This window comes from Bacillus cereus (assembly GCF_002567495.1).
Taxonomy (GTDB): domain Bacteria; phylum Bacillota; class Bacilli; order Bacillales; family Bacillaceae_G; genus Bacillus_A; species Bacillus_A cereus_AQ.
In genome coordinates this window covers 36,457-55,677 of record NZ_NVAP01000011.1, presented here as the reverse complement: position 1 = coordinate 55,677, position 19,221 = coordinate 36,457, and the positions used below count along the sequence as shown (strand labels likewise).

The window sequence follows — 19,221 nt, the reverse complement described above, 5'->3', positions numbered from 1 at the left end:
AAAATCCTCCTGGGAAAGAAGGATTTTCTTTTTATATGGATAATGCCTTAAGTATGAAAAGGTTCTACTAAATGAATAGGAGATGAAAGGTATGCCCTTAAAAAATTACGGTGTGTTAAAAGGTACAGTTATACAATCAAAGATTGGAAAAGGGAAAACACCTCATTATCAAGTTCATTTACAGGGCGAGACAGGAGTAGATTATCGTATTGCAATTAACGTAAAGTCGCAAAGTTATCCGTCAGAAGTTTTATATTTTGCGAGTAACAATGTTAGGTCAGAGGCGATTCGTATTTTACCGACATTACCATTCGGATTTACAGAAGTGAAAAATAACGTGCCGAAAGTAGCTTTAGACTACGTAAGAGGTAATGTATTGGATTCGAAGCAAATGATTCCTTTGCCTGCCGAAAAAGCAGGAGCAGATAATGATTTGAACGAAAAAATAGAACGTTATATAAAGCGAGCAATAGAAGAAAAAGCAATTATTTACGCGTTTGGAGAAAGATGGGGACCAGAAGAAAATACACCTGATTCCTATTTTCATTTCAAGCCAGGAAATGGTATACACGATATTCACATGAATCAAGGGAATGTAGAACAATGGCAAGGTGATGATGGCATATGGCAAGACGGAGGAATACTCATTCACTTTGAAAAGGAAGACGAATGGATTGGTATCTTTCTTGCATTTCAATCACAGTCATGGTGTACCGATGATGAGGGGCATGCTCGTGTTCCGGTTGAGCATTGTAGTTATACAAGTAAGAGGTAGTTTGTTATAAATGGAAAGGCCATTGCAAGTTAGATGGCCTTTTTTCGCGTAATACAATTATTTACAATTAAGTCCGCTTTGATATAATTGAATAGTCAGAAAAAAAGGAAGGGTGAAAATGAAAGGAAGCAAACCGAAAGTTCTAATACTTGGATCATGCCATATGAGTGAGCATGAAGAATTATTGTCGGAAAAGAGGCAAGTTGAAATTAGAGAGCTTGTTTCTATTGTGCAGAGATTCCAACCAACAAAAATTGCAGTTGAAAGTATTACAGATAAGCAGAATAAATTAAATGAGGATTTTAAACAGTACAAGTTAGGTGCATACGAATTGGCATTAAATGAAATAGATCAAATTGGTTTTAGAATGGCAGCAAACTTAAAACATAAACAAGTATATGCAATTGATTGGATGGGTGGGAATGACGTTACTGATGTTTGGGATGTACATAAATGGGTGAAAGAAAATCAGCCAGATCTATTTGAAGAAATATTTAGTTTAGTACCAGAATTAAATTTAACAGATACTAAAAGTGTTCTAGAGTTTTATCAAGAAATGAATAATCAAGAAGTATTTAATCAGCTGCATAAGTTATATGTAAATATGGCACGTATCGGTGATTTCGGTCATTATGTTGGGATGGAATGGTTAACATGGTGGTACAAAAGAAATTTAATTATGTATTCGAATATCGTTCGCTTAATTGAATCACCTGAGGAGCGCATTTTATTTATAGTTGGTGTGTCGCATTGTTCGATTGTTTCTAAATTTCTTGAAGAAGGAGAAAATTGCGAAGTAGCATCACCAGAAAAATATCTTTATGAAAAACATATATTGAAATAAAAAGGTATCTAAAAAATTTTGGATACCTTTTTATATTTAAAATGAACGCCCTCCTCTTATTTTATAAAACCCAAAACTAACAAGTGTAGAAATACAAGAAAACAGCAATGCCACACTAGAAAATGCAATGAGATACATATTATATTTCATAACCTGTCCAATTAGCTGGTTACTGTCGTACTGAAACAGTCCTGCTATTATGTTGAATAAAAATAAAACGATAAACATGACGATGACACCGTCTATCGATCCTTTAATGTCTGGTTTACTTAAAGCGATATGTGCGGAAATGCAAATGGCGATAAATAAAAATAACCAGAAGGAAGGATTCAATACATTACTTATTGTAAATAAGCTTTTCAATAATACAAACGTCGACAAGAGCATGTTTTGAACCATTTCTATATTAATAGAAGTAGAAGCAATTGTTTTTTCGAGAGTTGTATTAAATAAAAAATATGATTCTGGTACGAAATAGCGCATTAAAAGGATTAATGCAGTAATACCAGAAATAATAGGGCCGATGCCGATGAAGAAATTCCCAATTCGTTGATACACACTTTTTTGATTGTATTGATGCTGTACATATCCTAAAGCCCCTTGACTTGTATCTGTCGGGAAGAACTGCGTTGCTACAATTTTATGACGAAATAGTACACACATAATGGCATGTCCAAGTTCGTGAATCGGGACACCAATCCACGCCGTTAAAAGAAATCCTTTTCTTCCGAAAGCTCTCGACCAATACATTCGTGTGAGAGATTCTAAATAGCCTAATAGAAATCCAATTACAATGATTACGCCAATTAAAGAAAATAATTGGATTACGCTTGTAAGGAGTATTTGAAAAATAGAGTTTACAAATTCCATCGTCTTTCATCCAATCTGTTAAAAATGTTATTTGCTCTGTTTCATAATAACATTATTTTTCTATATTTCTAGTACACATAGTTTCATTTAAAAGAAGGATTTCATAATCTTTTTCTTGTAGTCATGTTTTATGTACAAAGTCATATATTGAATTTGTAACACCCTATAAGGTATATGCTTAAGGAGGGATGAGAGCATGAAATGTCCGGCATGTCATACAGAAAATGCAGCAGAGGCAAAGTTTTGCGGGAATTGTGGACATTCGCTAACAGAAGAAGTGGTGGCAAATAGTGTCCAAGAAGAAGGGCAGCAAGTGAAGGAAGCTCGTCCAAATGAAACGGTAGAACAAGCGAAGCGGTTTGCGAGCGGCTATTTTCAATTTTTTAAACATGCATTACAAGCACCGACAGCGATTATGAAAAGCGGCACTATTGAAGTACGAAATGGAATTGTAAGTCTTGTTCTTATTTGTTTTTTAGGAGCATGTATTTTTTATAGAATGATGAGTGCAACATCAGCAGTTACGAGAACATTTGCACCAGATATATCTACTCCCACATTTTTTGGAGAATCTATAACGGTCTTTTTCTTTTTATTAATTTTAACTTTATTTGTCGGATTTATTATTTTTGTAAGTGGTAAGATGATGAAATCATCCTTTTCGTTTCTTGAAGTATTCGGTATATGGGGAACGATAGCAACTCCAGCTATTGTAATATTAGTCCTTTCTTTCCTTTTTAGTTTCTTATTAATCTTTTTCTTACCGATATTATTATCGGTAGCTACAACTTATATAGGGGTTAGTATAATTGTAGCCATATTAAAACTAGACAATGGCGGATTAGATCTTGTTTACACACTTATTATTGCTAATGTTTTAATTGGAATTGCAACATTCATTGTACTTTGGTCTTACATTAGCACGATAATTCAAGCCTTTACACGGGGAATAACTGGCTTCTAAGAAAAAGGTGGTTGACTGGATGAATGTATGTACAAAGTGCGGAATTCAGTTTGAAGATGGTGTGCAATTTTGTCAAAACTGCGGGACGAAGAGGGGAAGTCCTGTAGTAAAGAAGAACATGAGCGGTGGTACAAAAGTTGGTATTACACTGTTAGCACTATTTGTTATAGCGATTGTTGCATTGTATTTGTACGGATCATCGTATTATACGCAGGTGGCACAAGTAGACCGGATGATTACGATTTTACAAGAGAGAGACGGAGAGAAATTAGCTGAGATCGTTACGGCCGATGATCCATCGGTTACGATAACGAGAGAGAGTGTAACGCCTCTATTTTCATATATAAAAGAAAACCCATCTTACGTAAATGAATTAAAAGAATATTTGAGGCAAGGTGAAAAACGACGGGATGGAATAGAAAGAGTTGATTTTTCATTAACGAAAGATGGAAAGTATTTCTTTATATTTGATCGGTATAAATTGAAAGCGAAGACGTACTATACAACTTTGCTTACAAATGAAAAAGGCGTATCGTTAAAAATGAACGGAAAAGAAATTGATAAGACAGATGACAAAAAGTTTGAGAAGCAATATGGACCATTTCTTCCAGGAAATCAAGTATTTCAATCAGAATATAAAAATGACTATGTAAAACTATCACGTGAAGAAAAGGTTGTACTTATGAAACAAAGTCAAAATAACGTAACGGTAGATTTAACGTTGCAAGGTCAATATATTACAGTTCAAACGAATGCGCCTGGTGCAACATTGTACGTGAATCAAAAACCAGTTACAGCATTGACTGGAGAAGAAATTACGTGGGGACCGGTAGCCATTGATGGAAGTACGACGATTTATTTAGAAAGAAATGGAGAAAGCGGACGGGAAACGACAAAAGTAGAGACGGTAACGGCACTTTCGTCTTATAATCTTCCATTCCAAAAGAAAAGTACAGAAAAAACAGTTGTTTATAATGTTACTCCAACGCCCGCGACTGGGTATGTATATAATGGTTTCATCTTCCCTGATAGTGATATTCGAAAATTAACGAGCACAGATTTAACATATTTATCGAAAGAGCAGTTGAAAATTGCTAGAAACGAAATATACGCAAGACATGGACATATTTTTCAAACGAAAGATCTGCAAGCCTATTTTTCAAAACAGTCTTGGTATAGAGAAAATCCGTATTTTACAGGAACGTTAACAAATATTGAAACTTATAATGTTGAACTGATCAAATCAAGAGAATAGAGCGTTTGGAAAAGGTACAGTGCATATACTGTACCTCTTTTATGGTTATTTAGCTGGACCAGGATCCCTAGAGAAAAAGATATGAAAGAGAAATGTGACTTTGCTTGCTCCCCCTGATGTACTTGCTTGCACATCAGATAAAGAACTAGAGGTTAAAGCAGCTTCGGAATGAGGGGGAACGATTATTTTGAGAGTATCATCTGATTCCGATGATGCAATAACAGTTATTGTATCATCAGAAAAATTTATAATTTTAACAGTACCGACTGGAAAGATGGCTTTGCGAGCGTGTGATGCAGAAGCGAAGCGGGTAGCTTTCCAAATAGTTTGTGAGAAAGTGTCATTGTCAGATAACCAAGCGCGAGCACTGTATAAAGTTACACTAACGGTAAACTCTTGTTCAAGCGGAAGGGCGGGTCTCGGTTCTATCGGTTCCTCTGGAAGTTGGACGAGAAGGCCGGCGCACATGTATGTTTCACCTACTTTCAATAGTTACTGTTATAGCATATTAAACATGTTGTTTAGAAGACACGACAGTTACCTATGCATGTATAGGTTTGTGCACCAAATTTGTAGATAAAATATTATTTCTTTACAATGGGAATAGGTGTTATTTCTATAAAATATGGAAATCGTAAAGAGTATGAAAAAAGAAGGAGTGGTAAAATGAACTATGTCATTATTGGCGGAGATGCAGCTGGTATGAGCGCAGCAATGCAAATTATTAGAAACGATGAAACTGCAAATGTTGTGACGCTAGAAAAAGGTGAAATCTATTCATACGCTCAGTGCGGATTACCTTATGTCATTAGCGGTGCTATCGCTTCAACTGAAAAATTAATTGCGCGGAATGTGAAGACATTTCGTGATAAATATGGGATTGATGCGAAAGTGCGTCATGAAGTAAAGAAAGTAGATACGGAAAAGAAAATTGTGTATGCGGTACATACGAAAACGAAAGATGTTTTTGAATTTCCATATGATCGTTTGTTAATTGCGACTGGAGTACGTCCTGTTATGCCAGAATGGGAAGGAAGGGAGTTACAAGGTGTTCATCGTTTAAAAACAATTCCTGATGCTGAGCGCATATTAAAAACGCTAGAAACGAATAAAGTTGAAGATGTAACGATTATTGGCGGCGGTGCAATCGGACTGGAGATGGCAGAAACATTCGTCGAACTTGGTAAGAAAGTAAGAATGATTGAGCGAAATGATCATATCGGTACGATTTATGATGCAGATATGGCAGAGTACATACATAAAGAAGCAGATAAGCATAATATTGAAATTTTAACGAATGAAAATGTAAAAGCGTTTAAAGGGAATGAACGAGTAGAAGCAGTTGAAACGGATAAAGGTACGTATAAAGCGGATCTTGTTTTAGTATCGATTGGAGTGAAGCCCAATACTGATTTTCTTGAAGGGACGAATATACGTACAAATCATAAAGGAGCAATCGAAGTAAATGCATATATGCAAACGAATGTGCAAGACGTATATGCAGCCGGTGATTGCGCTACACATTATCACGTTATAAAAGAAATTCATGACCATATACCAATTGGAACGACTGCCAATAAACAAGGACGACTTGCTGGACTGAATATGTTGGATAAACGAAGAGCATTTAAAGGTACGTTAGGCACAGGCATTATTAAATTTATGGATTTGACGCTTGCGAGAACTGGCTTAAATGAAAAAGAAGCAAAAGGGCTACATATCCCGTATAAAACTGTCAAAGTAGATTCTACAAATATGGCGGGCTATTATCCAAATGCAAAACCACTTTACTTGAAATTACTATATCACTCCGATACGAAACAATTGTTGGGCGGACAAGTAATTGGAGAAGAAGGCGTAGATAAACGTATTGATGTGATTGCAATGGCACTTTTCAATAAAATGAGTATTCACGATTTAGAAGATGTCGATTTAAGTTACGCACCACCATATAACAGCGTTTGGGATCCAATTCAGCAAGCAGCAAGGAGAGCAGAATAGCACTTTTTAAGTGCTATTTTTTTTGCAAAGGTAAGTAAACTTTTTTAGCGAATAATAAAGAGGGAGAAGTAGTTACATACGAGGAAGGGGATCTTTACAAATGATTGTAGCACTTCAAAAAGTTCAAGAATCAGAAAAAGAAATATTACGCAATTTGTATGCATTATATCTTCATGACCTTTCTAAATTCACTATGAATATAACTATCGGAGCGGACGGTTTTTTTGAATACGAAGATTTACACATGTTTTGGGAAAAGGACGGAATCACTCCGTATTTTATAAAGGTTGATCATAGTATTATAGGATTCTTATTACTACTAGAACGTCCGTTTTTGAAGAAGGAAAATGATTTTGGTATTAATGACATTTTCATATTGAATCAGTACAAGGGAAAAGGAATTGGTAAACAAGTTATTGAGAATTTACTAGAAGAGAAACGAGGACAGTATTTCGTTATTGAACTTGTGAAAAATGTACCAGCAATTTCGTTTTGGAAGAAAGTATATAAAGAACTGAACATTGAATTTGATGAGAGAGAGCAGCTAATTGATGATGAAGAATGCCTTGTTCAAACGTTTAAAATATAATGAAATTGGTGCTCCTGTTATATTACTTTGAAATTTAACTTTATCCCGCATTAACGGGCATTAAGGCCTCACCTCAAAATCCAGTGAAAGCAAAGAAGTTAGGTGGGGGATCAAGAAAACCCCACTGATTAAAGTTTCACTTTATTTTGAATATACCGTTCCCCCTTGAAAACATAGTACGTATCGCTTATATTTTCATATAGTATTTATTTTTAAATAAAGCAATGAACGAACCAGGGGGCACAGTATGGCAATTAACATGAAAACAATCGAAGAATGGATTGCGGAATCAAATGCAAGACATGAAGAAGACTTTGGGCACGTTGTGGAAGAAATGAAAGAAGTATGTGTCGGACTTGATAATGCGACATTAATTTATACGAAAAATGTATTTTGTTTCGGTAAGAAAGTAGAAGTATTCTTCTTCTTCCAAGACCATGTCGTGATTGGACAAGAAAAAGATGAATATGTTGAGATTGAAAAATTAAAGTATGAAGCCATTACAAATAGTAAATTAAAAACAAATGACAAAAATACAACGTTAGAATTAAAGTTTGCTAACGGACAATCTATCAATTTAGATAGTTTAAATGATAACTACGGTACGAAAAATTGGTTATTTGCTAGACAAATTAAGAGTATTTTTAAGTTAATCTAGTAAAAAGCAGGCCCATAAAGGTCTGCTTTTTTACTTATTTCCTATTACACAAAGGCACCCTTTTTCTTCATAATATTGCACTTTGGTAAATCCTGTCTTATAAAATAGGTTTATTAATTCTTCATTTGTTTTAAATTTCTCCATATGGTATTGAATTTTGAAAGTTTCAGCCACTAATAAAAAGGAGCCGTCCGGTTTTAAGACGCGAAAACCTTCTTTTATACCTTGTTCAACATCAGGCCAAAAGTAGTGCGTTTGAAAGGCGGTAATGAGATCGAAGAAGTTCGTATGATGTGGAATAGAAGAAACGCTTGCTTGTTGAACAATTACTTTTTGTTTTTGAACATCTTTTGTATTCATCTGTATAGAATTTTTCACAGCTTGATCGGAGTAATCAATCCCATATATTTTCCCAAGTGGAGTTCGTTTTGAAAGAGTGTGTATGGTTTTGCCTCCACCACAGCCGATGTCTAATACGACTGCATCTGTCTTTATATGTACTTTCTGCAAAGCCCAATTTGCTAATCTCGTATGTGCAGCGTTCATAATACAAAGCATGGAGGAACCAATTGTTCCGCTAGGATTTTTTGCTTGCTGAATTAACCGTTGTAAAATGCTCAAGTTAAATTCTCCTTTTATGTAAGAATATATACTCATTTCGCTCTTTATAAATTAAATCCTTTAAAAAAAGCACGCCGATAGACGGCGTGCTTCTAATAATGTAAAGCCCCTTTTAACCAATTTCTCGCCCGATACGCCCCAACTGGAACTTGAATGAGAGACGTTTCATTTCCGGCATCGATCCCGTACAATTGATCACATGAATTTGTATCAAAACTTAGTAACGGATGCCCGCCCATCCCCATAGCAGTTGCAGCAAAAACGAGTTTATGAACGAGTATACCAGCTTCCATTTGGTGAATGCGGTATCCTCTATAGCCTAAGGCACGTGTATAGTAATCTTTCTTTCCGATTACATGTAGGCAAAGTGGTACTTGAAAAAGGTTCACGTTATCCATCGTCATACTAGACTGAAGGGGATAACGAAGGTCTCCGTAACGAATGGGGTGTATGGAATGTGTTTTACTGTTATAAGCGTAAGCCCCGTTTTCGATAGTGTTTACGTTATAAAAACATCCGTATAAGGAGACGCGTGCATTTTCATTTATATACTTGCCATCAAGGTCGTTGTAATAGGGGAAGGAGAGACTCGCTTCTTGTAGTAATGTAGCGAGCTCGGCTGCATCCCATTTTGTTAAAAGAAAGTCCGCATCAGGAGAGTATCGTTTTTTACAAAGTTGTAGGAAATTATACGATAACCGTTCCACTTTCGGTAGTTGTACAGCATGAACATTATGTTGATGAAATTCTTCATGAGCAAATGTTTGGAAGTGTTCTGTCGATTCAATCATAGAAGCTTCGTTCACTTTTTTTATCATAGGATATTCATCCACATGCTTGGAACGAATGAAATGTTCATGTGCTAACGGCGGAATTTGCTGCAGTAATTCATGAGAAGTAACAGGCTTATTTGTACGATAATCATCGTGAAACCAATCTGCATTTCGTTCTGTACTTAAAGGAATAACGGCATACACACTTTCTTTGCCTTCAGACAATCCGAGTAAATGATTCATTGCCCGGTCTAGAAATTGAAAATATACGCCATTTGTGTAGCCGAACTGTTTTGCACATTCTAGTAATTGTCCAATGAGGACCCCGCTATCTAATCCTTGAAGACGATATGAGAAATTATTGTATTTAAAGAAATTTTTCCAAAACATAGTAGATATAAATGCAGCACCAAAACAATCATGTATGTTACAGCGATTACCGAGTGCGTCTGCCAAATAAGAATCGAAATTTCCTTCGCGAAGTAAAATAAGTCGATGATGCGCGGCGTCATAATGGTAAATGCCGTCTGGATAATCGTCAATCTTTAAATAGATATACAATTCATTCGGATATAAAGCGCCACCTGAAGGAATAAATCTTCGTAATACATTTCTCTCACTATTTAGCTGACATAATTGTGTTAAACCAAATGAATACCAAAGGTAGTGACCAATCTCATCTAAAGTAGGTGTAGTAGAAGAATTCGGTAAAGATAACGGGATTTCTAAGGAGAGTGGGATGGTAGGTACATTTCGATATAATTTATAAGGAAGCGGTGCGTCTTTCCAGTCCACCTCATGATTCGGCATAATTTCATCAATAGAGAAATGGAGATGATGTAAAAAAGTATCTAGCTGCATGAAATCCCTCCTTTACTATGGAAACGGATGTGGATGTGGATTTAAACTTTCATTCGTTAAAGGTTCATTTGTATATCCAAGTGTCATCGGTACGGTATATACCCGGTCCAGTCCTGTAACCCGAGTGAGATGGTGACCGAACGTCATTGGTAGCATGCCTGGAATAATGACTTTTACACAGTGTAGTCCGTTCTTTTCTATAAGGGGGACGGTTTGATCTACAACGATTACTTCAAGTTCTGATTGATGTAAACGATTTAAAAGTTGGTGAAGATCGGATGTTAAATCCATATCAAATGATTGTGATACATTCATTTCTTGGAACGTTTGTACCGGTGCATCTTCTCGTAAAAGGAAGTGAAGACGTTCTTCCGTTTCTTTCAATCCGTACAGCATACTATGGTCTTCCATTTTATTAACGAAATAAGGATCTTGTAAGCATTTTTCGTAGTACTCTCTTTTGTGCTCGAGCTCATCGTCTGTTATAAGTAACATGCCTGCTATTTCTTGAATGGCACTTTTTAAAGCTCGAATAGGATCTAAATGAGCGCCTCCAGCACAAACAACGTTCATTCCATTTTCACGCGTATTTTTTGCAATTACCCATAAGCTCGGGATGCCGTGTTCCATCGTCGCGTTAAAAGCGTGTAATTCATACCCGGTAATCGTACGTAACCGCTGGATCATTAATTGTAATTCCGTATCATTTGCTGAACTAAGATCAAGGCGGGGAAGAGGTAATTCGGCATACCAAGTAAGTAAGAAGGCATCACGCTCTACAATTTCTAAAATACCGTGAAAAATCGCTTCTTCTAAACTACCACCAATTGCACATCCATTAGATGTTTCATACACGAAAGCATCTCGATGACCGAGGCTGTAATAAGCAATTGATTCAGGAACTAAAAGCGGTCTGTTTTGTGATAAAGAATATCCCCATACCCAGTTTTGCTCATAATTAGGATCAAACGGCTTAAATGGAAAACTATCGCGATTGTAATGTTCATTTGTATGTACACCGAGTGTGAGGGGATTCAGTGCATGTTCCTCTAAATCATGAAAACTACCATGCACATTTGTCTTTTTCCCGCGAGGTGACATACCGCAATATCGTTCTAAACCTTCTAAAATAGCAGTTGATTCACTCACTGCAAATGAATGAGTTCGTCCCGCAACACCTTCATTTCCGAACATTAATGGCATGTTTATAATGACATCAGCAAATGGTAATAAAGAATGCTGCATTTTTCCGTTCAACATACCGACCCGATAATCTAAATAGTCTCTCGTTAAAAATGTGTTTAGCTCATGAATGGACCGACAGCGATACGTTTCGGTGCTTACTTTTAAACTCGGTTGTAAAGAAAGTTCCGCCGCATCCGCAGAATCATCAGGTAAATTACTACATACAGGACAGAGCGGATCTGGAAGAAAAGAATGCCGCGTACATTGTAATGTTTGTAAGTTGAGTAAAATAAGTTCATTTTCTAAAGAAGAATGGTTATGAGTTAATATTTTCTCTGTTTCTACGCGAATAAGATGGCACATTTGTAACATTCCATTTTGGGTGGCGCGTACATCACGTCTCGTTACATTTTCTGCTTTAAAGGCATATTTCCGCTGTAGTTCCCACATTTCTTGTTGATCAAATCCAGCGATAAACCGGCGTCCATCAGAACAATGGGAACAGCCAGATGAAAGAGGATGAATGTAAGGACCGATAATACCTTCGCCAAATGAAGTGAAACCGCGAAGCCACGGAATATGATTTGAGCGAAAAATAAGTTCAGCATCATGATGAATAGTAGAAGGAGATCCGTCATGTAATACGAGAGCGAGGTGAATATTTTCAGGGAGTTCTTCTGTAATGGTATGTTGGCGAATGATGGAATATTGTTCGCATAATTGATCATGTACATAGTCTGCAAGCAGGCCATCTCCTATAAGCAATATATTTCGAGTCATAGACCATCCTCCTTTGCGATTAATACCCCATATACACCGTCTAAGTTTTCTTTTAAAAATGGTTCAATTGCTAAATCAAATACGAAAGGATAAAAATTATGTTCTTCTAAATGCTGTAAGGCAAGCTGTAAAGATTGCACACTTGGAATTTCTTCTTCCGCTTGTATTTCCACTCTAAAAGAATCAGTGTCATATAAAATAATAGATGAGTCATACAAAATATTAGCTCTGTAAGGAATCTCTTCATTTTGAATGTGAAAGAGTGACAGTTGTAGTGCGTTTCGTAACGCTAACGTCATATTTATATTAGATGCACCGTACCATCTATCATTTATACCAATCCAAACGACAGGAAAACTAAGAATCTCTTCACTCATTGCTATTGTAGGTGTTTCATGGATTGTAGAGAGAGCATCGTAATAAAATCTACAATGTTTATCGTGAATGTCAGTTAAATCAATTGTTGTAAGTTCTTCTAGCGTATGTGACTGCCGCTCATACAGTTTATTGTTTAAATGTTGTTGTAGTGCCCGGTAAAACCCTTCTGTCATCGTTTCTCCAGCACCGATACCGATATCGTTATGTTCAGGAATAAGGCGGTGAATGATTTCTGCTACATATGTTTCAATTCCTGTTAAACCAGCTTCTCGGCGTGCCTCATTATGGGTCAATCCACTGCAAGTCATAAGAGGCAGGAGGGGAGCTGGGCCATCTGATAGTGGATTGGCTACTTGAATATAGCATTGTGATAACGGTAATTGATATGAATCTTGTTCATCCCATACATGGAATATACCGGCTTCTTTAGAAGTTAATGAATCGAAAAATTGGAATACATCAGTTGAAGTATGTTGGTTAGACCGATGCTCAAGTTTTTCAGAAAGATTCTCTATCGTATCAATTGTAAAACTTTCATCAGTTGCAAGAGGGTGTTTTATAAAAGGATGCCACGTTCCTTCGAGTGTTTCATAGTTTAATAAAAAGAATTGTGATCCTTTTTCCCGATGTGAATCATCCGCGACATGCTTAAATAATTCAAAAACGATTACATTTGCTAACATTGCAGATGTAATGGGTGAGAAGGAATCAGATGAATTTTCATTTTGCAAAGTCGTTTCATGTAGACGATGCCATGCAGATTCCCAGCATTCATCACGATTTTCCGTTACGACAGGTCCAGCTATACCGAGTGTTGATAAACAAATAGCTGGTATGAAATTCTTTTTCGCTTCTCTACAAATAGTGTGAACTGTCTTTAAACCGTCAATGTCTCCATTTTGAGAAACATATAAAATCCAATCAAAAGGTTCGAATACTTCATGCAAAGGACGGTCAATTGTAGTATCGATTTCTTGAAGGAGTACAGTGTTATCAACTTCATATGCACGTTCTATTAGCTCATGTATTCTGTCATAGTTTGTTTCATCCCGATCTGTAACGAGGTAATGAAATGTAGGTAAACCAGATTCTAATAAAGAAGAAACTAAGGAAGTAAGCATATCCCCAGAACCAAGTACAAGGACATTTGCCCCACGGTACGTTTCGAATTTTAAAGCACCCGAATGAGAATCAGCTTCTAAAAATTCAATTTGTGAAGCATATCTGTCGAGTAATGTACTGTTTAATTCATGAGGTTCATCTTGATTTGTATCGCGAACGAAACCATTTTCATATAAAATCTCTCCAATTTCAAATACGCGATTTTGATAGGGGAGAGGGAGACCATCGGTTATTTCTGCTAAAGAATAATTCCCGTTAAACATTGGCATTAGTTTTTCAATCCAGTCATAAATTCCAGCACCGTCCATGCGAAATGAACTGGCGTTATTTCGAAAATAGACACCCCCGTTTGAGTCGGGGAGGAAGAAAGTATCCTTATTTACTTTAAGTTTTGCATGAATTGGAAGGTTATTCATTTTAATCCTCCTTACGTTTAGGCATACATTATTACTTTATGTCATGAAATTTGTCCCGTATGAACACAATAAAAAAAGGCTGTAGAATGATTCATTCTACAGCCTTTAATAGGTTAAAAATCTATCAACCTTCTAATAATAATGATTTTGGATCTTCAAGCATATCTTTAACAGCAACAAGGAAGCTAACTGCTTCTTTACCATCAACAATACGGTGATCGTAAGATAGTGCAAGGTACATCATCGGACGGTTTTCCATACGTTCTGCATCAATTGCAACTGGGCGTACTTGGATTTTATGCATTCCTAAAATACCTACTTGTGGGCTATTTAGGATTGGTGTTGACATTAGAGAACCGAATACACCACCGTTTGTGATTGTAAATGTACCACCTTGTAGTTCTTTTAATGAAAGTTTGTTATCGCGTGCTTTCATACCTAAATTACGAATTTCGCTTTCGATTTCAGCGAAGTTTAATTGGTTAGCATCGCGTACAACTGGAACAACTAATCCATCTGGAGCTGCTACTGCAATACCGATATCATAGAATTTTTTGATGATAAGCTCGTCACCTTGAATTTCAGCATTTAATAATGGGAATTGTTTTAATGCTGCAACAACTGCTTTTGTGAAGAATGACATGAAGCCAAGACGTACATCATGTTTTTTCTCGAAAGCATCTTTGCGTTCTTTACGTAATTCCATGATCGCACTCATATCAACTTCGTTAAATGTTGTTAACATTGCAGATGTTTGTTGAACTTCTACAAGACGTTTTGCAATTGTTTGACGGCGGCGGGACATTTTCACACGCTCAACTGGTTTTTCGAATTCAGTTTTTGCAACTGGAGCAGGAGCTGGACTCTTTGGAGCAGCTGGTGCTTCTTTTGGTGCTGCAGCATGAGCTTGTACATCATGTGGTCTCACGCGTCCAAGTGGATCTGTGCTACGTACGTCGTTTAAGTCGATTCCTAATTCACGAGCCATTTTTCTAGCAGCTGGTGATGCAATAGGACGGTTCGTATTTGGTAAGCCTTGTAGACCCTTAGTTTGTTCAGCATTTGGAGCTGCAGCTTTCGGTGCTTCAGCTGTTTCTTGTTTTGGTTGCTCAGCAGCTGGAGCAGGTGTACTTACTGCAACTGGTGCTCCATTAGCATCTAAAATTGCGATAGTTGCGCCAACTTCAACTGTATCCCCAGGTTCGCCTAGTAACTTCGATACAATACCTGAATCTTCTGCAATGATTTCTACATTGACTTTATCAGTTTCAAGCTCAACAACGCTGCCACCTTTCTCAACTTTGTCGCCTACGTTGATAAGCCATTGTGAAATAGTTCCTTCGGTAATAGATTCTGCAAGCTCAGGTACTTTAATTTCGATCATTTTAAATGTCCTCCCCTTATTTGCCTAACGGTGTGTTTTTTCTTCTTTTGTCTTCGGTAATCTCCATTTGTTAGCCGGGCCTTGGGCAGAATATCTGCCCAAGGAACAAGCTAGAAACCTTCATTGTTACTTTTTAGTTGCTGTAAACTTCAATTTCTTGCTTATCTTGACGGAAGTTATACTTCACATCTAAAGCATGTGCAACAATTAGCTCTTGCTCAGCTTTATGTGCGAATGGATCGCCGCCAGATGGACTGGAGCGATCAGGACGTCCAATGTAACCTGTTTTCACTTTATCTCCAGCAAGTTCGAACAGAATTGGAGCCATGTAATGCCATGCGCCCATATTACGAGGTTCTTCTTGAACCCAAATGATTTCTTCTAGGTTTTTAAAGCGTTTAATAATAGATTGAACTTTCTCAGCAGGGAATGGGTACAACTGTTCAATACGAACGACATGAACTTCGTCTAAGTTGTACTCATGTTTACCAGACTCGATTTCTGCTGCTAAGTCAATCGCCATTTTACCTGTACTTAAAACAAGACGTTTTACTTTGTTTGGTTTCATACCAAGGTTTTCTTGTTCTAAAGCAGGTTGGAAACGTCCTTCGCTTAACTGACTAGCAGTTGAAAGCGTAAGTGGGTGACGTAACAAGCTCTTCGGCGTCATCAGTACTAATGGTCGAACAGCTTCTGTTCCTAAGATAGATGCTTGGCGACGTAAAATATGGAAGTATTGTGCCGCGCTCGTTAAGTTTGCAACTGTCCAGTTATTCTCAGCAGCTAACTGTAAGAATCGCTCTGGACGTGCACTAGAGTGCTCTGGTCCTTGACCTTCATAACCGTGTGGTAATAGAAGAACTAAACCAGATTTTTGACCCCATTTTGCTCTTCCTGCTGAAACATATTGATCAAATAATGCTTGCGCAGTATTTGAGAAGTCACCATATTGCGCTTCCCACATAACAAGAGTTTCTGGAGCGAATACGTTATAACCATATTCGTAACCAACAACAGCAGCCTCTGATAACGGACTGTTATGAACAGAGAATGAAGCGTTAATGTTTGGTAAGCGATGTAATGGTGAATATGTTTCATTTGTATCAGTATCGTGTAATACGATATGACGATGCGCGAATGTACCACGCTGTGAATCTTGACCAGTTAAACGAATTGGCGTACCTTCTTGTAAAATAGAAGCGAATGCCAACGACTCAGCAAGTGCCCATTCAATTTTACCGTTCTCTTCAAGAGCATCTTTACGGCGCTCAAGAATTTTTTTCACTTTCGGATATACGTTAAATCCTTCAGGCCAAGATAATAAGCCTGCGTTAATTGTACGAAGTGAGTCAAGCTCAATACCAGTATCAATTGGCTGAATACCTTTTGCAACAACATCTGGTACTTTAACATGAATTGTTGCATTACCCGTATCAGCTGGTGGCACTTGTGCATAGTCAGATTTTAATTGCTCTTGTATAAACTGTGTAATTGTTTCAACCTCATCTGCATTTAGAACACCAGCAGTTTGTAATTGATCTGCATAAATTGCTCTTACAGTTGGGTGATTTTTAATCTTTTTATATACTTGTGGTTGCGTAACTGCTGGGTCATCCATTTCGTTATGACCGTAGCGACGGTAACCAATTAAATCGATTAAGAAGTCTTTTTTGAATAACGTACGATATTGAATCGCAAGGTTAGCAGCTGCAAGACAAGCTTCTGGATCATCAGCGTTCACGTGAACAATCGGAATATCGAAACCTTTTGCAAGGTCACTTGAATATTTCGTAGAACGAGAATCATAGCTGTCAGTTGTAAAACCAACTGCATTGTTTGCGATAACATGAATCGTTCCGCCTGTTTGGTATGCGTTCAATCTGCTTAAGTTCAACGTTTCAGATACAATACCTTGACCAGGAAATGCAGCATCACCATGAACTAAAATTACGAATGATTTTGAAGTATCTTGTTCTGGAAGACCAGATTTTTTACGATTCTCTTGAGCTGCACGTGCGAAACCTTCTACTACAGGATTCACGAACTCAAGATGACTCGGGTTATTTGCTAAAGTAACGCGAGTGCTAACTTCTTCATTACTAACGACTTGTTCTCTACCTAAGTGGTATTTCACGTCGCCAGTCCAGCCAGCATTGGCTACTGCGCCTTCTATTTTTGCATGTTTGAATTCAGCAAACATGTGAGTATATGGTTTTTCTAATACGTGAGCAAGTACGCTTAGGCGACCGCGGTGAGCCATACCAATCATGACATCCTCTACGCCGTTCTTAGCACCTTCTAGAACAATTTCATCTAAAACAGGTACAAGCATATCAACGCCCTCGATAGAGAAACGTTTTTGCCCAACGAATGTTTTATGCAAGAATTGCTCGAAACCTTCAACAGCTGTTAAACGTTTTAAAAGAGCAGTTCGTTTTTTATTTGATAGTGGTTGACGCAATGAATTTGATTCCACCATTTGATGCAACCACGCGCGTTCTTCACTATCTTGTATATGAGAAAATTCATAAGCTAAAGATTTTGTATAAACGTCTTTTAATCTATGAATTACATCAAGTGCAGTGTGAATACCTTCTGGTGCATCTTGCCATACTGTTTTTGCTGGAATCGCTTTCAAGTCCGCATCGCTCAGTTCGTTCATTGCTTTCTCAAGAAGAGATTGTCCATTTGCAGCATCTTCCATCGGGTTGATGTGAGCCAACGTATGCCCGAAAGAACGAATCTGCTCAACAAGTTGAACGACCTTAAGAATTTTTTCAATGTTACCTGTGTTTTGAGGAGAAAAATGTGTTGCTGTGTTGTCCCCTGTTACGACATCATCTTGAAACGAAGGAGCTCCAAAGATTTCAAAAAGCTCTTGTAATTCCGGATCAACAGAACCTGCTCCAGTTACGTAAAGATCATACTGTTCAATAACATAACCAAGGTTCGGACCGTGGAACTTGGCCCAAGGGTTTGTCGTTGTATTCTTCCTCGTCATTTGTTTAAACCTCCCAATGCATATAATCCTTTTTCCATACAAAAGGTGCATTTTGCTCTTTTCAATAATTGATGAACCAATAATCAATGTAAATGTTTTCTTTACTCTTATGTTATTACAATAATTTACATAATACCAAACACTATTACTTATCTGTTTTGTAAAAAAACATTCACAATAACTTATCACCCAAGTTAATCTTTCACTTTATAAAGTAATTTTACAGAAAAATGGGGTGGATATATTTGGTATACCTACATTAAAAACTAGAATTGTTACATGTAAATATAAGTATAATCGTTGGAATGTTTTGATAAAAGTTGATTAGAATTATGTATATTGAAATAATAAGCGCTTTCATAGATATTATACAACAATATAACGGAATATAGTATAAAAAATAAAAAATTATGAATTTAGCGTAAACTTTATTTCGATAGTGTTAACTATCGAAAGGAAAATGAAGGATTTCCACAAAAAAAGTGGCTAAACATAAAAATTGCTTCATAACCCGTTAGTTTCTATAAATATGCCAAAAAACACCGTAAAACCAATAACGCATTTCATCTAATAAAGAAGAGAATGAAATATTTTAAAAGGATAAAACAAATATGAAGATATTAAATTTTAAAAAAGCTGAGGAGGAAATATAGTAACGATTACATACAGTGTTCCAGGTTTTATTACAAAATAGACGTGTTGAAATCGAACAAGTTTCTTCTATATAAATAGAGTGAAAAATGA

At 36.9% G+C, this 19,221-nt stretch carries 15 protein-coding genes; 7 read left to right on the top strand and 8 right to left on the bottom strand.

Annotated elements, in window-relative coordinates; translation table 11 throughout:
* Positions 1-91: 91 nt before the first annotated feature.
* Complete coding sequence (locus COK05_RS05860; RefSeq protein WP_098611821.1) at positions 92-775, top strand: DUF2278 family protein; 684 nt, start codon at positions 92-94, stop codon at positions 773-775.
* 118 nt (positions 776-893) lie between these two features.
* Positions 894-1,619 carry a DUF5694 domain-containing protein gene (locus tag COK05_RS05855; protein ID WP_098611820.1) on the top strand — a complete coding sequence of 242 codons (726 nt, stop codon included), beginning with the start codon at positions 894-896 and terminating at the stop codon, positions 1,617-1,619.
* Positions 1,620-1,655: 36 nt separating this feature from the next.
* On the opposite strand, the gene COK05_RS05850 is transcribed toward COK05_RS05855, so the two are convergent.
* Positions 1,656-2,489 carry a hypothetical protein gene (locus COK05_RS05850; RefSeq protein WP_098611819.1) on the bottom strand — a complete coding sequence of 278 codons (834 nt, stop codon included), beginning with the start codon at positions 2,487-2,489 and terminating at the stop codon, positions 1,656-1,658.
* A gap of 196 nt (positions 2,490-2,685) precedes the next feature.
* Here COK05_RS05850 and COK05_RS05845 point away from each other — a divergent pair, with 196 nt between their 5' ends.
* Together COK05_RS05845 and COK05_RS05840 are read left to right on the top strand one after the other, a co-directional pair.
* Entirely contained in the window at positions 2,686-3,453 is a 768-nt protein-coding gene (locus COK05_RS05845; RefSeq protein ID WP_098611818.1) for a zinc ribbon domain-containing protein, read from the top strand.
* Positions 3,454-3,472: 19 nt separating this feature from the next.
* Positions 3,473-4,708 (top strand): TcaA 3rd/4th domain-containing protein, encoded by a 1,236-nt coding sequence (locus COK05_RS05840; protein WP_098611817.1) that lies wholly within the window; start codon positions 3,473-3,475, stop codon positions 4,706-4,708.
* Between the two features lie 45 nt (positions 4,709-4,753).
* On the opposite strand, the gene COK05_RS05835 is transcribed toward COK05_RS05840, so the two are convergent.
* Positions 4,754-5,176 carry a hypothetical protein gene (locus tag COK05_RS05835; protein ID WP_098611816.1) on the bottom strand — a complete coding sequence of 141 codons (423 nt, stop codon included), beginning with the start codon at positions 5,174-5,176 and terminating at the stop codon, positions 4,754-4,756.
* A 198-nt stretch (positions 5,177-5,374) separates the two neighbouring features.
* On the opposite strand from COK05_RS05835, the gene COK05_RS05830 reads away from it, so the two are divergent.
* From COK05_RS05830 to COK05_RS05820, 3 genes are all read left to right on the top strand, one after another.
* On the top strand, positions 5,375-6,709 hold the full coding sequence (locus COK05_RS05830) for an FAD-dependent oxidoreductase (RefSeq protein ID WP_098611815.1): 1,335 nt from the start codon (positions 5,375-5,377) through the stop codon (positions 6,707-6,709).
* A 100-nt stretch (positions 6,710-6,809) separates the two neighbouring features.
* Positions 6,810-7,298 (top strand): GNAT family N-acetyltransferase, encoded by a 489-nt coding sequence (locus COK05_RS05825; protein WP_098611814.1) that lies wholly within the window; start codon positions 6,810-6,812, stop codon positions 7,296-7,298.
* A gap of 247 nt (positions 7,299-7,545) precedes the next feature.
* Entirely contained in the window at positions 7,546-7,956 is a 411-nt protein-coding gene (locus COK05_RS05820) for a DUF3908 family protein (protein ID WP_098611813.1), read from the top strand.
* A 30-nt stretch (positions 7,957-7,986) separates the two neighbouring features.
* On the opposite strand, the gene COK05_RS05815 is transcribed toward COK05_RS05820, so the two are convergent.
* From COK05_RS05815 to odhA, 6 genes are all read right to left on the bottom strand, one after another.
* Positions 7,987-8,577, bottom strand: a complete 591-nt coding sequence (locus COK05_RS05815) for a class I SAM-dependent methyltransferase (protein ID WP_098611812.1) — start codon at positions 8,575-8,577, stop codon at positions 7,987-7,989.
* Positions 8,578-8,669: 92 nt separating this feature from the next.
* Positions 8,670-10,211, bottom strand: a complete 1,542-nt coding sequence (locus tag COK05_RS05810) for a SagB family peptide dehydrogenase (protein ID WP_098611811.1) — start codon at positions 10,209-10,211, stop codon at positions 8,670-8,672.
* 15 nt (positions 10,212-10,226) lie between these two features.
* Positions 10,227-12,176: a TOMM precursor leader peptide-binding protein gene (locus tag COK05_RS05805; RefSeq protein WP_098611810.1), complete on the bottom strand. Its 1,950-nt coding sequence runs from the start codon at positions 12,174-12,176 to the stop codon at positions 10,227-10,229.
* Positions 12,173-14,092: a putative thiazole-containing bacteriocin maturation protein gene (locus COK05_RS05800; RefSeq protein WP_098611809.1), complete on the bottom strand. Its 1,920-nt coding sequence runs from the start codon at positions 14,090-14,092 to the stop codon at positions 12,173-12,175. The genes COK05_RS05805 and COK05_RS05800 overlap by 4 nt, the downstream gene beginning before the upstream one ends.
* Before the next feature lie 124 nt (positions 14,093-14,216).
* Positions 14,217-15,476, bottom strand: a complete 1,260-nt coding sequence (gene odhB / locus COK05_RS05795; protein WP_098611808.1) for a 2-oxoglutarate dehydrogenase complex dihydrolipoyllysine-residue succinyltransferase — start codon at positions 15,474-15,476, stop codon at positions 14,217-14,219.
* A 133-nt stretch (positions 15,477-15,609) separates the two neighbouring features.
* Positions 15,610-18,477, bottom strand: coding sequence for a 2-oxoglutarate dehydrogenase E1 component (gene odhA / locus COK05_RS05790; RefSeq protein WP_098611807.1), 2,868 nt, complete (start codon positions 18,475-18,477; stop codon positions 15,610-15,612).
* Between the last annotated feature and the right edge of the window lie 744 nt (positions 18,478-19,221).